Origin of the sequence: Sphingobacterium griseoflavum (genome assembly GCF_014653155.1) — a bacterium.
In the GTDB taxonomy this organism is placed as follows: Bacteria; Bacteroidota; Bacteroidia; order Sphingobacteriales; family Sphingobacteriaceae; genus Sphingobacterium; species Sphingobacterium griseoflavum.
This window is the reverse complement of record NZ_BNAF01000011.1, coordinates 34,974-49,742: the sequence shown is the minus strand read 5'-3', so window position 1 is coordinate 49,742 and position 14,769 is coordinate 34,974. Positions and strand designations below refer to the sequence as shown.

Annotated in this window: 11 protein-coding genes and 2 tRNA genes; 4 read left to right on the top strand and 9 right to left on the bottom strand. The window is 44.6% G+C overall.

Annotated elements, in window-relative coordinates:
- Positions 1 to 3: 3 nt before the first annotated feature.
- Genes IE165_RS14385 through mnhG form a run of 3 tightly spaced genes read left to right on the top strand, consistent with a single transcriptional unit; the run spans position 4 to position 1,164 of the window.
- Positions 4 to 480: a Na+/H+ antiporter subunit E gene (locus tag IE165_RS14385; protein ID WP_189627341.1), complete on the top strand. Its 477-nt coding sequence runs from the start codon at positions 4 to 6 to the stop codon at positions 478 to 480.
- Positions 477 to 752: a monovalent cation/H+ antiporter complex subunit F gene (locus IE165_RS14380; RefSeq protein ID WP_189627340.1), complete on the top strand. Its 276-nt coding sequence runs from the start codon at positions 477 to 479 to the stop codon at positions 750 to 752. Before IE165_RS14385 ends, IE165_RS14380 begins: the two co-directional genes overlap by 4 nt.
- Positions 745 to 1,164 carry a monovalent cation/H(+) antiporter subunit G gene (gene mnhG, locus IE165_RS14375; protein ID WP_189627339.1) on the top strand — a complete coding sequence of 140 codons (420 nt, stop codon included), beginning with the start codon at positions 745 to 747 and terminating at the stop codon, positions 1,162 to 1,164. The genes IE165_RS14380 and mnhG overlap by 8 nt, the downstream gene beginning before the upstream one ends.
- Before the next feature lie 40 nt (positions 1,165 to 1,204).
- On the opposite strand, the gene IE165_RS14370 is transcribed toward mnhG, so the two are convergent.
- Complete coding sequence (locus IE165_RS14370; RefSeq protein WP_189627338.1) at positions 1,205 to 2,260, bottom strand: lactonase family protein; 1,056 nt, start codon at positions 2,258 to 2,260, stop codon at positions 1,205 to 1,207.
- A 268-nt stretch (positions 2,261 to 2,528) separates the two neighbouring features.
- On the opposite strand from IE165_RS14370, the gene IE165_RS14365 reads away from it, so the two are divergent.
- On the top strand, positions 2,529 to 3,896 hold the full coding sequence (locus IE165_RS14365; protein WP_189627337.1) for a peptidylprolyl isomerase: 1,368 nt from the start codon (positions 2,529 to 2,531) through the stop codon (positions 3,894 to 3,896).
- A gap of 131 nt (positions 3,897 to 4,027) precedes the next feature.
- On the opposite strand, the gene IE165_RS14360 is transcribed toward IE165_RS14365, so the two are convergent.
- The 8 genes from IE165_RS14360 to IE165_RS14325 all read right to left on the bottom strand — a co-directional run bounded on the left by IE165_RS14360 (position 4,028) and on the right by IE165_RS14325 (position 14,739).
- Positions 4,028 to 4,897: a DUF4440 domain-containing protein gene (locus IE165_RS14360; RefSeq protein WP_189627336.1), complete on the bottom strand. Its 870-nt coding sequence runs from the start codon at positions 4,895 to 4,897 to the stop codon at positions 4,028 to 4,030.
- Between the two features lie 24 nt (positions 4,898 to 4,921).
- Positions 4,922 to 6,394 carry a cysteine--tRNA ligase gene (gene cysS / locus IE165_RS14355; protein WP_189627335.1) on the bottom strand — a complete coding sequence of 491 codons (1,473 nt, stop codon included), beginning with the start codon at positions 6,392 to 6,394 and terminating at the stop codon, positions 4,922 to 4,924.
- 19 nt (positions 6,395 to 6,413) lie between these two features.
- Positions 6,414 to 7,718, bottom strand: coding sequence for a ribosome biogenesis GTPase Der (gene der, locus IE165_RS14350; protein WP_189627334.1), 1,305 nt, complete (start codon positions 7,716 to 7,718; stop codon positions 6,414 to 6,416).
- A 166-nt stretch (positions 7,719 to 7,884) separates the two neighbouring features.
- On the bottom strand, positions 7,885 to 9,600 hold the full coding sequence (locus tag IE165_RS14345; protein ID WP_229826572.1) for a RagB/SusD family nutrient uptake outer membrane protein: 1,716 nt from the start codon (positions 9,598 to 9,600) through the stop codon (positions 7,885 to 7,887).
- 14 nt (positions 9,601 to 9,614) lie between these two features.
- Complete coding sequence (locus tag IE165_RS14340; protein ID WP_189627333.1) at positions 9,615 to 12,713, bottom strand: SusC/RagA family TonB-linked outer membrane protein; 3,099 nt, start codon at positions 12,711 to 12,713, stop codon at positions 9,615 to 9,617.
- 197 nt (positions 12,714 to 12,910) lie between these two features.
- Complete coding sequence (locus tag IE165_RS14335; RefSeq protein WP_189627332.1) at positions 12,911 to 14,236, bottom strand: DUF3472 domain-containing protein; 1,326 nt, start codon at positions 14,234 to 14,236, stop codon at positions 12,911 to 12,913.
- Positions 14,237 to 14,512: 276 nt separating this feature from the next.
- Positions 14,513 to 14,585: transfer RNA gene (locus tag IE165_RS14330), tRNA-Met, on the bottom strand.
- An 81-nt stretch (positions 14,586 to 14,666) separates the two neighbouring features.
- Positions 14,667 to 14,739: transfer RNA gene (locus IE165_RS14325), tRNA-Met, on the bottom strand.
- Between the last annotated feature and the right edge of the window lie 30 nt (positions 14,740 to 14,769).

Below are 14,769 nucleotides of genomic sequence, written 5' to 3'. Positions count from 1 at the left end.
CATATGATTAAATACTTTTTAATGAACCTGTTGCTATCGGCAATTTGGGTAGCGCTCACGGGATCCATGTATTACACAAATTTTTTGTTTGGGTTTATGCTCGGTTTTTTCGTGCTGTGGATCATGAATCGAAACGAACTGGATCAACGGTATTTCTACCGTGTCCCGAAGATCATCAGCTTTATATTTTATTTCTTATACCAAGTCATCAAAGCAAATATACAGGTAGCGTTCGATGTTGTTACGCCCAAATATTTCTTTAAACCTGGGATCGTTCGATATCCACTGAACGCTTCTACGGATTTTGAAATTAATCTGTTAAGTACCATGCTCTCGCTGACGCCGGGCACCCTGATTATTGATATCAGTGATGACAAAAAAACAATCTATATCCACGTGATGTACCTTACGGATCCCGAAACATTCGTCAGACAGACCAAAACAGGACTCGAAAGAAGGTTATTAGCAATTCTACGATGATTACACTCGAAACATATTTTGACTACGTTATTCTTCCCGTGCTATCCATCGCCGTTATGTTGGTATTCATTCGGCTATTTAAGGGGCCTACGCTGGTTGACCGGGTTATCGCTTTGGATTTAATTATCACCACCGGGATCGGTATCATCACCGTCTACAGCATACGTTCCAATCAAGCTGTATTGTTGGATGTTGCCATTATACTTGCCCTTATTGCTTTTTTAGGCACGGTAGCCTTTGCCTATTACACAGAAAAACAGAAAAATGATTGATATTATATTAGCTATAATCAGTACGATAGGTGTCCTATCGATATTATTCGCGTCTATCGGCATCCTACGCATGCCTGATTTCTATTTGCGATTGTCTGTTACGGTCAAGGCGTCGACTTTAGGTGTCGGACTCCTTCTCATATGCGCTGCGATCATGTTTCCGGACGTTTCGGTCACGACAAAAGCTATTGCCATTATATTTTTCCTGATCATTACCGCGCCGATCGCTGCACATATGATAGGACGCGCAGCTTATTTTACCGGCACCCCACTTTGGAAAGATACCGTAATCGATGAGCTGGAAGGGATGTACAATGAAGAGACCCACGAATTGGAAAGTGAGGAGGATGAGGCAGAAAAAAATCAGTCCACAGACCGCAACATTGCGAAAACCGAAGAAGAAACCGAGTGACGCAAACGCGCTGTTGCGTCACTGCTGATGTACGCAACGTCTAAAATATAATACAGACAGGCGTAGATACCTCAATCTTTTTTCCGGTATCTTCCAGTTCGCCGCTGTTTAGGTCACGACGAAAAACCACGATATCATCCGTACCCTGATTGGCAACCAATAAAAATTTTCCATCGGGGCTGATATTGAAGTTGCGCGGCTCTTTACCCTCCACGGCATATACTTCTTTTTTGAGCAATTCGCCAGACTTACCAACTTCAAAAAGAGCAATACTATTGGCCTCTCCTCGATTGCTTGCATACACGAACTTATAATCCGGTGAAAACTTTATTTCAGCTGCCCCATTTTCGCCGGCGAATCCATCGGCATTGATCGAAACAGTGTCCACGAGCTTCCAGTCATCCTTCTCTTTTCTATAACGGGCAATTTGCGCTTTCATTTCCAGCAAAACATAGCAGTTCTTTTCTGCTTGGTCCAGTATCAAATGACGCGGCCCTCCGCCTGGAGGTGTAGCAATAACTGTTTCTTCAACCAGTTTGTATTGATCTCGTTCATGCGACACACGATATATGGTCACGCGATCAGCACCCAAATCCTGCACAAACACCCGTTTTTCATCCGCGGTGAAAAATGCCGAATGCACATGAGATGCTTCTTGACGATCGCTATCTGGGCCTTGCCCTTCCTGCTGGATGAGCTGAATCCTTTCCCCCAACGCGCCATTGTCATCCAATTTAAATACCGCTAAAGAGCCTCCACCATAGTTTGAAACAAGCGCTAAAGGATGCTTTCTCCCTACCACAACGTGACACGGGGCGCCGCCGCCGGTAGGCTGACTGTTAACGAAAGAAAGGAGGTCCCCATCAAAGGTATAGGCAGCGACTTCGGCGGTTTCCGCGTCCTGTTCACGGACAGCATACAACATATTACCATCTTCCGAACGTGCCAAAAATGAGGGATCTTGTGCGGCCGTGGCTGCGTAAAGCACCGCGTCGCCAGTCTCACTATCAAACATGTATAGATAAATTCCTTGACTCCCTTTGTTCGTGTAAGTCCCCACGAACATGGGGATTTCTTGTGCAGTAGATTTCAGCATAAAAAAACTAAGTAAAACAATGATTAACGTTCTCATATATGATCGACATGTAGTAAATATCCCAAGTTACATATTATTTACCACAACTATAATAACAACGAAGCTGTTAAATATGGTTAAAGAAAAATGATTTTTTAACATTTTTAATAATTTAGCGCGCAAAGATTTAGTACATTTGAAGTGTATAATTACCGAAAAATTATCTCAGAAAGAGCATGTTATTCCCGTTATTTTCTGATAATTTTGCACGGCGCAAAAGAGAGACTCTATGATTAAAAAATACATAAATTTATTGGCAGCAATGATCATTGCTGTATGTGGTTTGCAGATTGCAGGTGCGCAGAGTCGACTGGTGGACCGTGTGGTGGCGACAGTCGGATCAGGTATTATCCTCCAGTCGGATATCGAAATGCAATATGCGCAATATTTGGCACAGGGCGAGAAGCCCAATGACAACATGAAATGTTATCTGTTGCAGCAGCTTGTCACCCAAAAACTCCTCTCTCAACAGGCCATTATTGACTCTATCGAGGTTTCCGAGGCCGAGGTGGACGACAACTTGAACAGACGGATGCAAATGATGGTGAGACAAGCGGGTGGCAAAGAACGTTTAGAAGAGTTTTTGAACCGATCGTTACTTCAATATAAAGAAGAAATGCGTCCCAGTATCAGCGAACAATTGAAAGCGCAGAAAATGCAGCAAAACATCGTAACGACCATTAATGTTACGCCACAGGAAGTCAAAAGCTATTTTACCGGATTGAACCAAGATAGTTTACCATATTTCAACACGGAAGTAGAGGTGGGCGAGATTGTCATCAACCCCGTTTTAACAAAAGAAGAGAAAGAGCAATTCAAACAAAAGGCAGAAGGTTATCGTCAGCAGGTTGTTAACGGCTCGGACTTCGGCACCGTGGCACGGCTCTATTCGGAGGATGGCTCCGCTCCTTATGGTGGCGAACTGGGCTTCGCCACGCGAGACAGTTATGTGAAGGAGTTCTCGGCGATGGCCTTTAAATTGAAGGAAGGCGAAGTATCTCCGGTCTTTGAGACCATGTATGGGTTTCACTTTCTACAAGTTTTACAGCGTCGTGGGGAAGAGGTGAATGTACGCCACGTACTGATCAAAACAAAACCTACAAACGCCAGTCTGCAACGCGCTAAGGCGAAAATTGACAGCATATATGACAAAGTAGAACAAGGCAAATTGAGCTTTCACCTCGCGGCCTCTACTTATTCGGACAACAATGAAACGAAATACACAGGAGGGATGATTGTCAATGAGGAAGACCGCTCAAGCCTAATTGCAATGGACCAACTAGACCGGGAGACCTTCACGGCTATTGACCCCTTGCAAGTAGGCCAATATTCCAAGGCCTTCCTGTCCAAAGATCGAACAGGCAACCAAGTCTACAAGTTTATGTATCTGAAATCCCGTATTGCACCACATAAGGCAAATCTTGAGCAGGATTTTGCCAAGATCCAAGAGGCAGCAAAGCAGGATAAAATAAATCGAAGTTTAAGCGAATGGTTCGAAGCTAGAAAAGATAATACCTTTATTGATATCAACCCGGATTTTTTGGCGTGCGACGAGCTTAAACTGTGGATAACTGACGAAAGCCTCGCCAAGAAATAAGGCAACATAAACCACCAGTAAAAAAGCTGATCATCAGAAAATGATCAGCTTTTTTATTGGATTGAAATAGTCGTAACGTGCATTTATATGCTGCGCCCACTGCTTTCCAATACAACCCATATGACCGAAAACTAGCGTTCGAACATCATCTCCACCAGCACGCGCCATTGATAATCGTCCTTCAATTGCCAAATCCGGATATAGTTGAATTTCACGACCTTCTCTTTTGAACGGACATTTGCCGTGCCGGAAGTGTAAGCATACTCGCCACTATAGGCCCGCCCAACGCCCGTAGGTTCTGTCGTAATTTCTATACGTTTTTTCTTTAAAAAAGCCAGTACGTTTTTCTTACCCTCCATTTCGGGTTCCCAAGGATAATAATAACGTACGTCGTCTGATAGGAATTCATTAAAAGCTGCTTCATTATCTGCTTTTAAAATCGTCGAAAAGAGTTCATCACTTTGTGTGACTACCTCTTCACGTTGCTGGAGACGTACCTTGGACCGGTGCTTAAGATACCAGGAATCATCAGGCTCGTAAAAAACCAAGTCTGATTTGGTACCTTTCCCAAAGTTTTCTACCTCTGCACGCAGGTGGACTTTCCAATTCCCTTTTCTATCTCTTCGCCACACCGTCAGATACTGCCCGTAACGCTTGATGACACCTATCTTCTGAAATTCCATGGGACCAGAAGTAACGCCCCAGTCCTGACTTTTAGACACCAGCGCGAAATTAGGCTGCCATGTCAATACATCAGGAAGATTAGGTCGATTGCTTAGGTAGTTTACGGCGTTGACGGGCGAAGGAACATACAAGGTGGATTCTTTATCGACAATGGACATCAGCGCCTCATGCGTACCGGCAGTTTTGGCGATATTCGCCGCCGTCCGATCGGCTCGGATGAGCCCCCCTACTTTATCCGGAAGCTGCGCTTGAACGCTTGATAGCGACGCGAAAAAGGCATAAAGTACGACAAGCGAATAAATTTTTGTTAATTTCATTAATACATTTTTGTCGTCCTACAATCAAATCTTATTCCAAAGTGTTCCGTCCTTGCTGTCTTTTAATTGAATACCAGCTGCACTGAGTTCTTCACGGATCCGATCGGAGGTCGTAAAATCTTTATTTGCTTTAGCTTCATTACGGATATTGATGATAATTTGCATAAGCTCATCTAAACTTCCGTTATCCTGCGTCAATAGATCATCTTTCAATCCCAAAATATCACATACAAAATGCTGCATTAAAGACTTTATTTCGGTAATGGTCTGACTGTCAATTTTTGCTTTTCCATCGTACGCTGCATTCACAAATCGTACCACCTCAAATAATTCGGCGATCAAAACCGGACTATTGAAATCGTCGTTCATCGCGGCGTAGCAACGATCCCTTGTAGCTGCGCAATCGAAGCTCGAAGGCTTGGAATCCGTAGCCTTCATCTTATCCAACAAAGCTATAGCAGACATCAAGCGTTTATAGCCCTTATCTGCAGCATCTAACGCTTCATTGGAAAAATCCAACGTGCTACGGTAATGCGCCTGCATCATGAAGAAACGAACGGACATAGGCGAATACCCTCTGGTTAGTAAGGGATGATCACCAGTGAACAATTGATGGGGCAAAAAGCCATTGCCCGCTGATTTGGACATCCGCGCACCATTAACGGTCAACATATTAGTGTGCATCCAGTACTTGGCTGGATGAACATGGTTGCAAGCTTCAGACTGGGCAATCTCATTGGTGTGGTGTGTTGCTGCCAGATCCATACCCCCGCCATGGATATCAAACTGTGCACCAAGGTACTTGCTGCTCATCGCCGAACACTCGATGTGCCAGCCCGGAAAGCCCACACTCCAAGGAGCAGGCCAGCGCATGATATGCTCCGGTTTAGCTTTTATCCAAAGTGCAAAATCCAAACGCCCCCGCTTTTCGTCTTGACCGCCCAGCTCACGCGTATTGTTTAACATATCTTCCAACTTACGGTTGGTCAACACCGTATAGTCGTTGCTCTGCACATACTTTTCGACATCAAAATACACCGTACCATTGGATTCATAAGCAAATCCATTATCGATGATTTGCTTAACCATCTCGATCTGTTCTGAAATATGGCCCGTAGCCGTTGGCTCGATGCTGGGAGGCAAGGTATTAAATAGGCGTAACACGTCGTGAAAGCCCAATGTATACTTCTGCACGATTTCCATGGGTTCCAGCTGTTCCAATTTTGCCTTTTTCGCAAATTTATCATCGCCCTCATCACGGTCGCCTTCCAAATGTCCTGCATCCGTGATATTACGTACGTAACGAACCTTAAAGCCCAAATGCAAGAGGTATCGAAAAATAAGATCAAAGGACACGAAGGTGCGACAATTTCCTAGATGCACATCGCTGTATACCGTGGGTCCGCAAACATACATTCCAACGAAAGGGGCATTTAACGGTTCAAACTTCTCTTTCGTTCGTGTTAACGTATTATAAAGGACAAGATTGTTTTCCATGAATTTTTAGCTAAGCCGCTTATTTCTGTCTAAAATAAATCTGAATGGGAACGCCTTTGAAGTCGAAGTTGTCGCGCAACTTATTCTCCACAAAACGCTTGTAGGGATCTTTTATATATTGTGGCAAATTACAGAAAAACGCAAACATAGGTGATCTACCAGGCAATTGCGTCGCGTATTTGATCTTGATATATTTACCTTTGGTGGACGGTGGTGGATAATTTTCGATAATTTCCAACATCACATCGTTCAACTTGGAGGTAGATATCTTTTTTGTTTTATTTTGATACACCTCCATCGCCGTTTCCACGACTTTGAAAATACGCTGCTTTTCTGTAACCGAGGTAAAAATTATCGGCACGTCGCTAAATGGCGCTATTTTTTCCTTGATTTTGGCTTCAAACTCCTTTGACGTCTTATGGTCTTTTTCAATGGTATCCCATTTGTTTACGACAATCATAATGCCCTTTTTGTTCTTCTCTGCCAAATGGAAAATATTGATATCCTGTGCTTCAATGCCATCGTTGGCATCCAACATGAGGATAACAACATCAGAATCTTCCAATGCTTTGATGGTCCGCATAACCGAATAGAATTCGATATCCTCATTAACCTTCGATTTCCTTCGCAGACCAGCGGTATCAATTAGCAGAAACTCATGCCCAAACTGCTTATAATGTATGCGGATGGAATCTCGGGTAGTTCCGGCAATCTCTGTCACAATATTCCGATCAACACCAAGTAGGGCGTTTGTTAAGGAAGATTTCCCAACGTTGGGCCGCCCCACGATGGTAAACTTTGGCAGCGCATCATCCTCCTCCTCTTCTTGTTCAGGAAAATGAGAAACGACCGCATCTAAAAGCTCCCCGGTACCCGACCCCGTAGCAGATGATATGTTGTATACCTCTCCCAAACCAAAAGCATAGAACTCGGCAGAATCGTGGTGCAACTTTGCGTGGTCTACCTTGTTGGCAACTACATAAACTGGTTTCGAACTACGTCTTAATAAGTCTGCTATTTCATCGTCTAGATCGGTAATGCCCGTGGTAACATCAACCATAAAAACGATCACCGAAGCCTCTTCAATCGCAATGTGAACCTGGTCTCGTATCGCTTCTTCAAAAATATCGTCGGATCCGTGCACAAAACCACCCGTATCGATTACAGTAAATTTTTTACCGATCCATTCTGCCGTTTCGTAATGACGATCGCGAGTAACCCCGCTAAAGTCATCAACAATAGCTTTTCTACTCTCTGTTAAACGATTAAATAAAGTGGACTTTCCAACGTTTGGACGCCCTACGATTGCAACGATATTTGCCATAACTATATTCGGTGTTAAAAACGTTACCTCACGGCAACTTACTTTTTGTTCAAGCCCACAAAGTTACAATAAAATAAACGATTATTTAGTGGTATTCACAAAAATGGCTTTGCACTGTTGCAAAGCCATTTTATAGTTCCTGAATGTTCAGGGAAGCCTTAAAAGACTACTGTGTCGGATTTTGTGTCAATGTTCCAGGATAGGAGTTTATGGCATCCTGCGGAATGAAATACACTACCCGGAAATCACTCGCCGCAATACTTTCATTCTGTATCTGCGGACCAGGATAAGACCTTGTAAGTGAACCCCCGTTACGAAAAACATCATAACTTCGCTCTGCTTGATAAGCCAGTTCCAATTGGCGTTCTTTATCGATCCTTGCATTGGCATTGGACGCATCAAGCGAGGCATAAGATCCGTTTACGATGGAGCGTGTTCGAATAAGATTCAAATCTGTAAGGGCAGCACGGTAGTTACCAAGTTTTGCATACGCCTCAGCTCTGTTTAGATAAATCTCGCCCAAACGGCTAATAACGGGTGAATGTAAATGAGAATCTTCTCCCTCTCGTGAGGCTTTGGTGATGTAAAACTGTGGATAAACTCTGTTCAGTGTAATAAAATTATCAAGCACGCCAATGTACGTCCTGTTATCACTATAGTTGATGCTGTAAATTTCCTGCGCAGCGTCAACGGCAGACAATGTATAGGTCTGATCTCCGTCACGACAAGTTATTACATTACCGCTACGCGTGACTGGTGCCTGAACATAATTGAAGCCGTTTGCTGGATCCTGTTTTATAAAACGAAACACTTCTGTGAACGCTCCTGTGCTCGCATTTCGACTGTAGGTTGGCTCAATAAAAGCAGCACGTGCATCCACAATCCTGTATTTCTCCGGGCGCCAATCATTACGACCAGTTTCGTTAAGCAAATCGATGTATTTCGCACTAGCATACATTTCTCCCCAACCCATTCCTCCAATATTTGCGTACATACCGCCTACACCATAAAAATGATCGGCGCCTGAAAATTCAGATGCTACGCGTTTAACCGCAAAAATAGTTTCCGGATTATTCTCTGGCGTATAGGTATTATATTGCATGAATTGATCTCGGGGAAGCAGCGCATAATTCGCTGAATTAATCACTTTATCTGCGTATTCCACCGCCAATTGTGCATATTGCGAGTTTGGAGAATCGTACGTACCACTCATGTAAAGATACACGCGGGACAGCAAGGCTTGAGCGGCTCCTTTTGAAGCATAGATTGGCCCATTGTCGATGGTTAACATTTCCTCCGCTTTCAGCAAGTCCGCAATAATTTGTTCGTAAGTTTGCTGAACAGTGGCTCTATCAGGTAATTCGAGGTTAACGACATCTTCCGGTGTTCCATTGACAATAGGAACGCCCAAATTGACACTAGGATTTTGATAGAATGGTCTTCCATAAGCACGAACCAAATAAAAATACATCAGACCGCGGATATAATAACACTCTCCCAATTTATTGTCGAACTCCGCATTCCGGCCTTCTTCAAACATATTGATGATATTGGAAGATTGTGCAATGGCTTTATATCCCGCATTCCAGAATTGATTGAGTCGACCATTATTGGGCGTACGGGAGAAAGATATAAATTCATAGAAAGCATCAGTGGAGGATCCTCGAATCATGATATTATCACCGGCGTATTCGCCACAGCGATGCATCGGGTCAGACCATGTTTTCAACTGCGCATAAGTTCCATTTAATAAGGATTCAATATACGCGTCTGGATCATTTTCTATCCGATCCGTATCCATTGAACCGTAAGGAAAGCGATCGATATCACAAGAAGCAATACTGGCACAAGCCAGCAGCGCTATACATATTTTTTTTATCATCTGTTTAAATAATTTTAGAATGAAAGATTAAAGCCTAGCATGAAACGTCGAGTAGCTGGATAAACTGATGGGCCGGTCGATCCAAGCAAAGCACCAACGGGTTCGCCTAAACTCGCTTCATCGGCATCTCTGATGGGCAATTCGGGATCGACGCCTGAATATTTAGTCAAGACAAACAAGTTCTCTCCGGCGAAATAAACACGCAAGCTTCTAATATTGTATTGGCTCAACTTAAAACTATAGCCTAGGGTCAGCGAACGCAGCCGTAGGAAATCGCTGTCCTCGATAAAACGCGAAGACGCTTGATTACCACCGTCCCGATTGTTGTACTTTGCTATAGGATGTGTAGCCATGTCACCTTCCTTTTCCCAGCGACTCCAACCTGGCATCAATTTCATTTGGTTTCGATCCGTATATGTTCCATCGGCATCATATTCTTGACGCGCGTAATTGTAGATTTGACCACCGATAGAATAACCGAAAACAGCACCTAAATCTATATTTTTATAGCGTAATGCCGTGGAAAATCCACCAAAAATATCGGGCGCCGCATTGCCCAACTTTTCGAATGTTGCTTCAGAATAATTTGAAGTCGTCGAACGGGAAATTTCATTTCCATCTGCATCCCGTTGCACCCTATACCACATGGGCGCTCCATTCTCGGGGTTCACTCCAGCCCATTCCTTTAGATAGTATGTATCCACTGGAAGGCCCGGTTCGAGAATACGCTGCGACGATCCCGCAATACCCAAACCATCACCCACAATAATCGGACGCACGACAAAATTCCCAGCGGCGTCTTTCGTCGGGTAAAGCTGCGTAAGTTGGTTACGGTTGTGGCCAACATTCAAGTCGACACTCCATAACCAATCTGCATTTCTAACAAGATCACCACCAATGGCCAGCTCTAGCCCTGTATTTCGCATTTCGCCAATGTTTCGCCAAATGTTCGTGATGCCTACAGTCCCCGTAACGGGCACCTGATAAAGAATATTATCCGTATTCTTCATGTAATAATCTAGCGTCACGCGGGCACGGTTATTTAAAACTGATGCATCAACTCCCACCCCAGTGGTATATGTTTTTTCCCAAGTGAGGTCAGGATTTCCCTTTTGGCTGATGAGCGCCCCAGGACTCTCATTATACCCTGACGTAGCTGATACGGAATAAAGATTATACTGCGGGTACAATGCGCTAGGACGATTCCCGACAGAGCCATACGCTGCCCTTAACTTGAAGGCATCTACCCAATCCGCTTTGAACCACTGCTCATTGTTTATATTCCAGCCAGCACTTACTGAGAAGAAATTGCCATATTTTGCATTGTCGCCGAAATTTGACGCTCCATCTCTGCGAAATGAAACTTGTGCCAAATATCTATTGTCATAGGAATAATGCATATTGGATAACAACGACTCTACCGCCCATTCATTAATCTTACCTCGCGTACGTTCCGGTCTGTTGACGACATCCAACACTTGGAAACCAGGAATAAATCCAGTTCCATACACATCCAGTGTTTTGGCGGCGTAATCATTAAACTCGTATACCAACACACCATTAACGGCGTGTAAACCCCATGTTTTATCAGCGCGAAGAATTTGGCTGGTATATCGCCTCGCAAATTCAGTGCGATATTCCGTTAGCCTTCCGCCTACACTCTGCCCTCCATTGGAACGGGGATCTGTATAACCGCTGGAAGAATAACTGTTGTAACGATAGTTGTTGACCGATGAGAAAGTCAACCAATTTGTCAATTTCACATCAAAATCAAGATTCCCCATCAATTCATAATTTGTATTTGTAGAATTGTTCCACTGCAAATCGTAGAGATAATTTGTACTTGCGCTATTTACCCAGCCGCTGTAACGATGTGGCACCAAGTTCCCTTCGCTATCGAATGGGCTATCCCAAGGAAAATTCGAATACATCGCTGTCGTAGAATATTGCCTGTCCGCGACGCCACGTCGCGCGCCAACAAATGAAGGCTTTATGGTCAGCCACGCTAAAGGCTTATAGCTCTGCCGAAAGCGGACGTTGTATCGCGTAAAGTCATACCCCTTGACAGCACCTTTTTCATCGTACAAGCCGATCGAAAGTAAGGATTGGAGGCTTTCTGTACCACCTTGAAGCGTAACATTATGGTTTTGGGTAAATCCATTTCTCGTCGCAACGTCCCACCAATCGAAATTACTGTTTCGGAGGTCTTCGTTCCATCGGGGAAAGGCGATTGTGCTTGCATTTGCAAACGAGCTATAGTAGTCATAGAGCTCTTCGCCGTTCATCATTTCCAAGTTGCCATTAGTCAACTGATTGAAACCAACTTTAGAAGACAGTTCGATGGTCGTTTTTCCGGTCTTAGCACCCTTGGTCGTAACAACAATCACACCGTTGGCACCTTGCGAACCGTAAACCGCTGTGGAAGCAGCATCTTTGAGTACCGTCATCGACTCGACATCATCGGGATTCAGATCCCCTGCTGATGTCCCGATGATCACACCATCGATTACCCAAAGAGGACTGGTCGTACCACTAAGGGTTGCTTGTCCGCGGATCACCACTGCGCCACGCGAACCGGGCTGCCCAGACCCTGGAGCAACATAGACACCGGGAGCCTTTGTGTTAAGCATATTTTCTACTGACGCCGTAGTGATATCACGTAACTCATCTCCCTTAACAGATGTTAACGCCCCCGTTAAACTCTCTTTTTTCTGTGTTCCGTAACCAACCACCACCACTTCTTCCAGCGATTGGTCAGCAACGTCCAGTGAAACCTGCATGGTAAGGCCATCTACCACTTGCGTATGGGACGAATATCCTATGGCCGTAAACACCAGCACATCGCCTTTGTTGACAGCAAGGGAAAAGTTACCCTGTTCATCTGTTGAGGTCACCAATGCTGGGTTGCCCTGAACTGATACCGTAACACCAGATACCGGGCCGCTACTTGACGTCACACGTCCCGTTACCGTTTGTTGGTGCGAAGTGCTCCAATACAAGCTGCTACTATTTCCCAATACCTGATCCGAGTGAACCAAAGCGCCTATGAAAAGCACTGAAGCCAACCGAACACTTTTACTGATGAACAAAGGATTTGTAGATCTCTTTATCATAAAATTACTTTTAAGGTTTTGTTGAACGATTAGATTACCATAATCTAGTGGTCGCCAAGTTAACGTAAAGTAACCTCACGATAAATTCACTATTAAACGAAAACGATTGCGCAAATCAACACAAACGTTTGCGCGGAAAAGTCTCTGTCACAAAAAAGTGAAGAAAAAGGAGTCAGCGTCCGCCGTTCCTTAATTAGTTAGGGTAGATTATCGAAATCGATGCACGGGGCAGCAGCGGGCGCTGTCATGCTGAATGTGCTTCCTGGCGTGACGACCCGTGAAAAAAAACCACCATTCTGCAGAAAAAAAGCATGATCTAACGTGCCTCCTATCGCATCGATACGCTGCGAAGCGTTATAGGTTGCATCTACTGTAAAGCGTGCGGTATTTACCGCCAACCATTGACCTGAAACCGTTCGGACCCATCGGTTGGATAGAAGCACTTTACGTCCGATGTGACCTTGATTGGGATCAAAATTTTCAAGAAAGCTATGGAATCCCGTCAGGTACTTATCCGTATCCGGTCGCTTCCAACTTGCGATCAAAAACCAGCCTCCGCTATCGTCCAAATATATCCACGCGGAATAGTCCGTTGCGCCGTTCAAATCAGGTTGCGCTTTCAACAGAAACCTGTACGTCGTTCCAGCAGTCCAACTATACCTAAAATAACTTTGTCCCCCAGATCCCTCATTCCCGAATTCGCCCGTATGCACATCCGTACCTTTTTTGTTCAGCGTAACACGTAGATGTTTTGGAATGTCAGCCGGATTATCTGTAGCATAAGGGCTCCACACCGAAAATAGTATTCTCCTCTCCCGGTCCGAATTCACCTGTATCCCAAAATATCCCTCAGAAAATCCATGACTCATAAAATAGGAACCAACCGCGTCCTCTCCCTCGGGAACGGTAAGTTCTCCGTAATAATATTGTACAGGATCCGTAGTGGGAACTACATAAGCCATATGGCAGGAAGGCCCTCGGCGTGCCCAATAATAAAAGGACGGATCGTTACTGTAGATAATTTGCGCTTTGGGAAAGCTGCCGTCTACAACAAGGTGTGATACCTCCGCAAAATAATTGCCTGATCTGGCTTTTCCCTGCAGATCCACCTTGACGTAACCTTCCGGAACAGAGAAAGTGCCCACCTCATAATCTTGAAATTCCGTTCCCGATAAATCGATTTCTTTGGCGACTCCTGCTACGGTGACGGTGATTTTACTGGAATTGGCATCTGATGCAACCCTTGCCCTCAACTTTAGGCGGATCTCAGCGCGTTCGTTGACGCGAAAATAGACGCTGACAACGCTGGCTGCGTTGCTCCATCCGATAAGGCCGCTATTTCTAATCTGCTCGGTAGCACCTGTTGGCTTGATGGTTAAAAATGCATTGCCTGCTAGCGGAACTGGATAGAAAGACGTATCAGCAACATCAAATTTAGACAGGATAGGTTTGCCGATAGATGTCGAAACGATCAATAAAAAGAAAGATATGAGGAAGGTATGTTTTAAGATGTTGGCATCCATATTTAAGTTTATTTAGATAAACATAAATAGGAATGCTGACTTCCCAAAATGAAAACGTCAATCAAACGATTGCGCTTTTATCAAGCAAACAGCCTGCCCGATAAATTGGGTATGCGTACCAGCAGCAACGCAATGCCTGCACGTTCATAAAGACTTGCCCTAAAGCGGGAACCAGACATCTAGTCAAGTTTGCAAGCCGACAAAAACGCCTATCTCGACCTGAACCAAAAATTGACGGCAAATAAAAAGCCCCGAGTTTCCTCGGGGCTTTCGGTGTAGCGGGAACCAGACTCGAACTGATGACCTTCGGGTTATGAGCCCGACGAGCTACCAACTGCTCCATCCCGCAATATATTTTTATCTACGCAGCGATACATCGCGCACCGCTCATTTAATTTCTTGGAGCTAGACTGCACGCCTAGCTCTCTAGTAGCGGGGACCAGACTCGAACTGATGACCTTCGGGTTATGAGCCCGACGAGCTACCAACTGCTCCACCCCGCAATATATTTTTATCTACGCAGCGATACATCG

Excerpts from the sequence above, each read along its gene's own strand:
- cysS (WP_189627335.1), bottom strand. The coding sequence starts at position 6,394 with ATGGAAAACAATCTTGTCCTTTATAATACGTTAACACGAACGAAAGAG.
- IE165_RS14380 (WP_189627340.1), top strand. The coding sequence starts at position 477 with ATGATTACACTCGAAACATATTTTGACTACGTTATTCTTCCCGTGCTA.
- IE165_RS14385 (WP_189627341.1), top strand. The coding sequence starts at position 4 with ATGATTAAATACTTTTTAATGAACCTGTTGCTATCGGCAATTTGGGTA.
- der (WP_189627334.1), bottom strand. The coding sequence starts at position 7,718 with ATGGCAAATATCGTTGCAATCGTAGGGCGTCCAAACGTTGGAAAGTCC.
- IE165_RS14335 (WP_189627332.1), bottom strand. The coding sequence starts at position 14,236 with ATGGATGCCAACATCTTAAAACATACCTTCCTCATATCTTTCTTTTTA.
- IE165_RS14365 (WP_189627337.1), top strand. The coding sequence starts at position 2,529 with ATGATTAAAAAATACATAAATTTATTGGCAGCAATGATCATTGCTGTA.
- mnhG (WP_189627339.1), top strand. The coding sequence starts at position 745 with ATGATTGATATTATATTAGCTATAATCAGTACGATAGGTGTCCTATCG.
- IE165_RS14345 (WP_229826572.1), bottom strand. The coding sequence starts at position 9,600 with ATGATAAAAAAAATATGTATAGCGCTGCTGGCTTGTGCCAGTATTGCT.
- IE165_RS14360 (WP_189627336.1), bottom strand. The coding sequence starts at position 4,897 with ATGAAATTAACAAAAATTTATTCGCTTGTCGTACTTTATGCCTTTTTC.
- IE165_RS14340 (WP_189627333.1), bottom strand. The coding sequence starts at position 12,713 with ATGATAAAGAGATCTACAAATCCTTTGTTCATCAGTAAAAGTGTTCGG.
- IE165_RS14370 (WP_189627338.1), bottom strand. The coding sequence starts at position 2,260 with ATGCTGAAATCTACTGCACAAGAAATCCCCATGTTCGTGGGGACTTAC.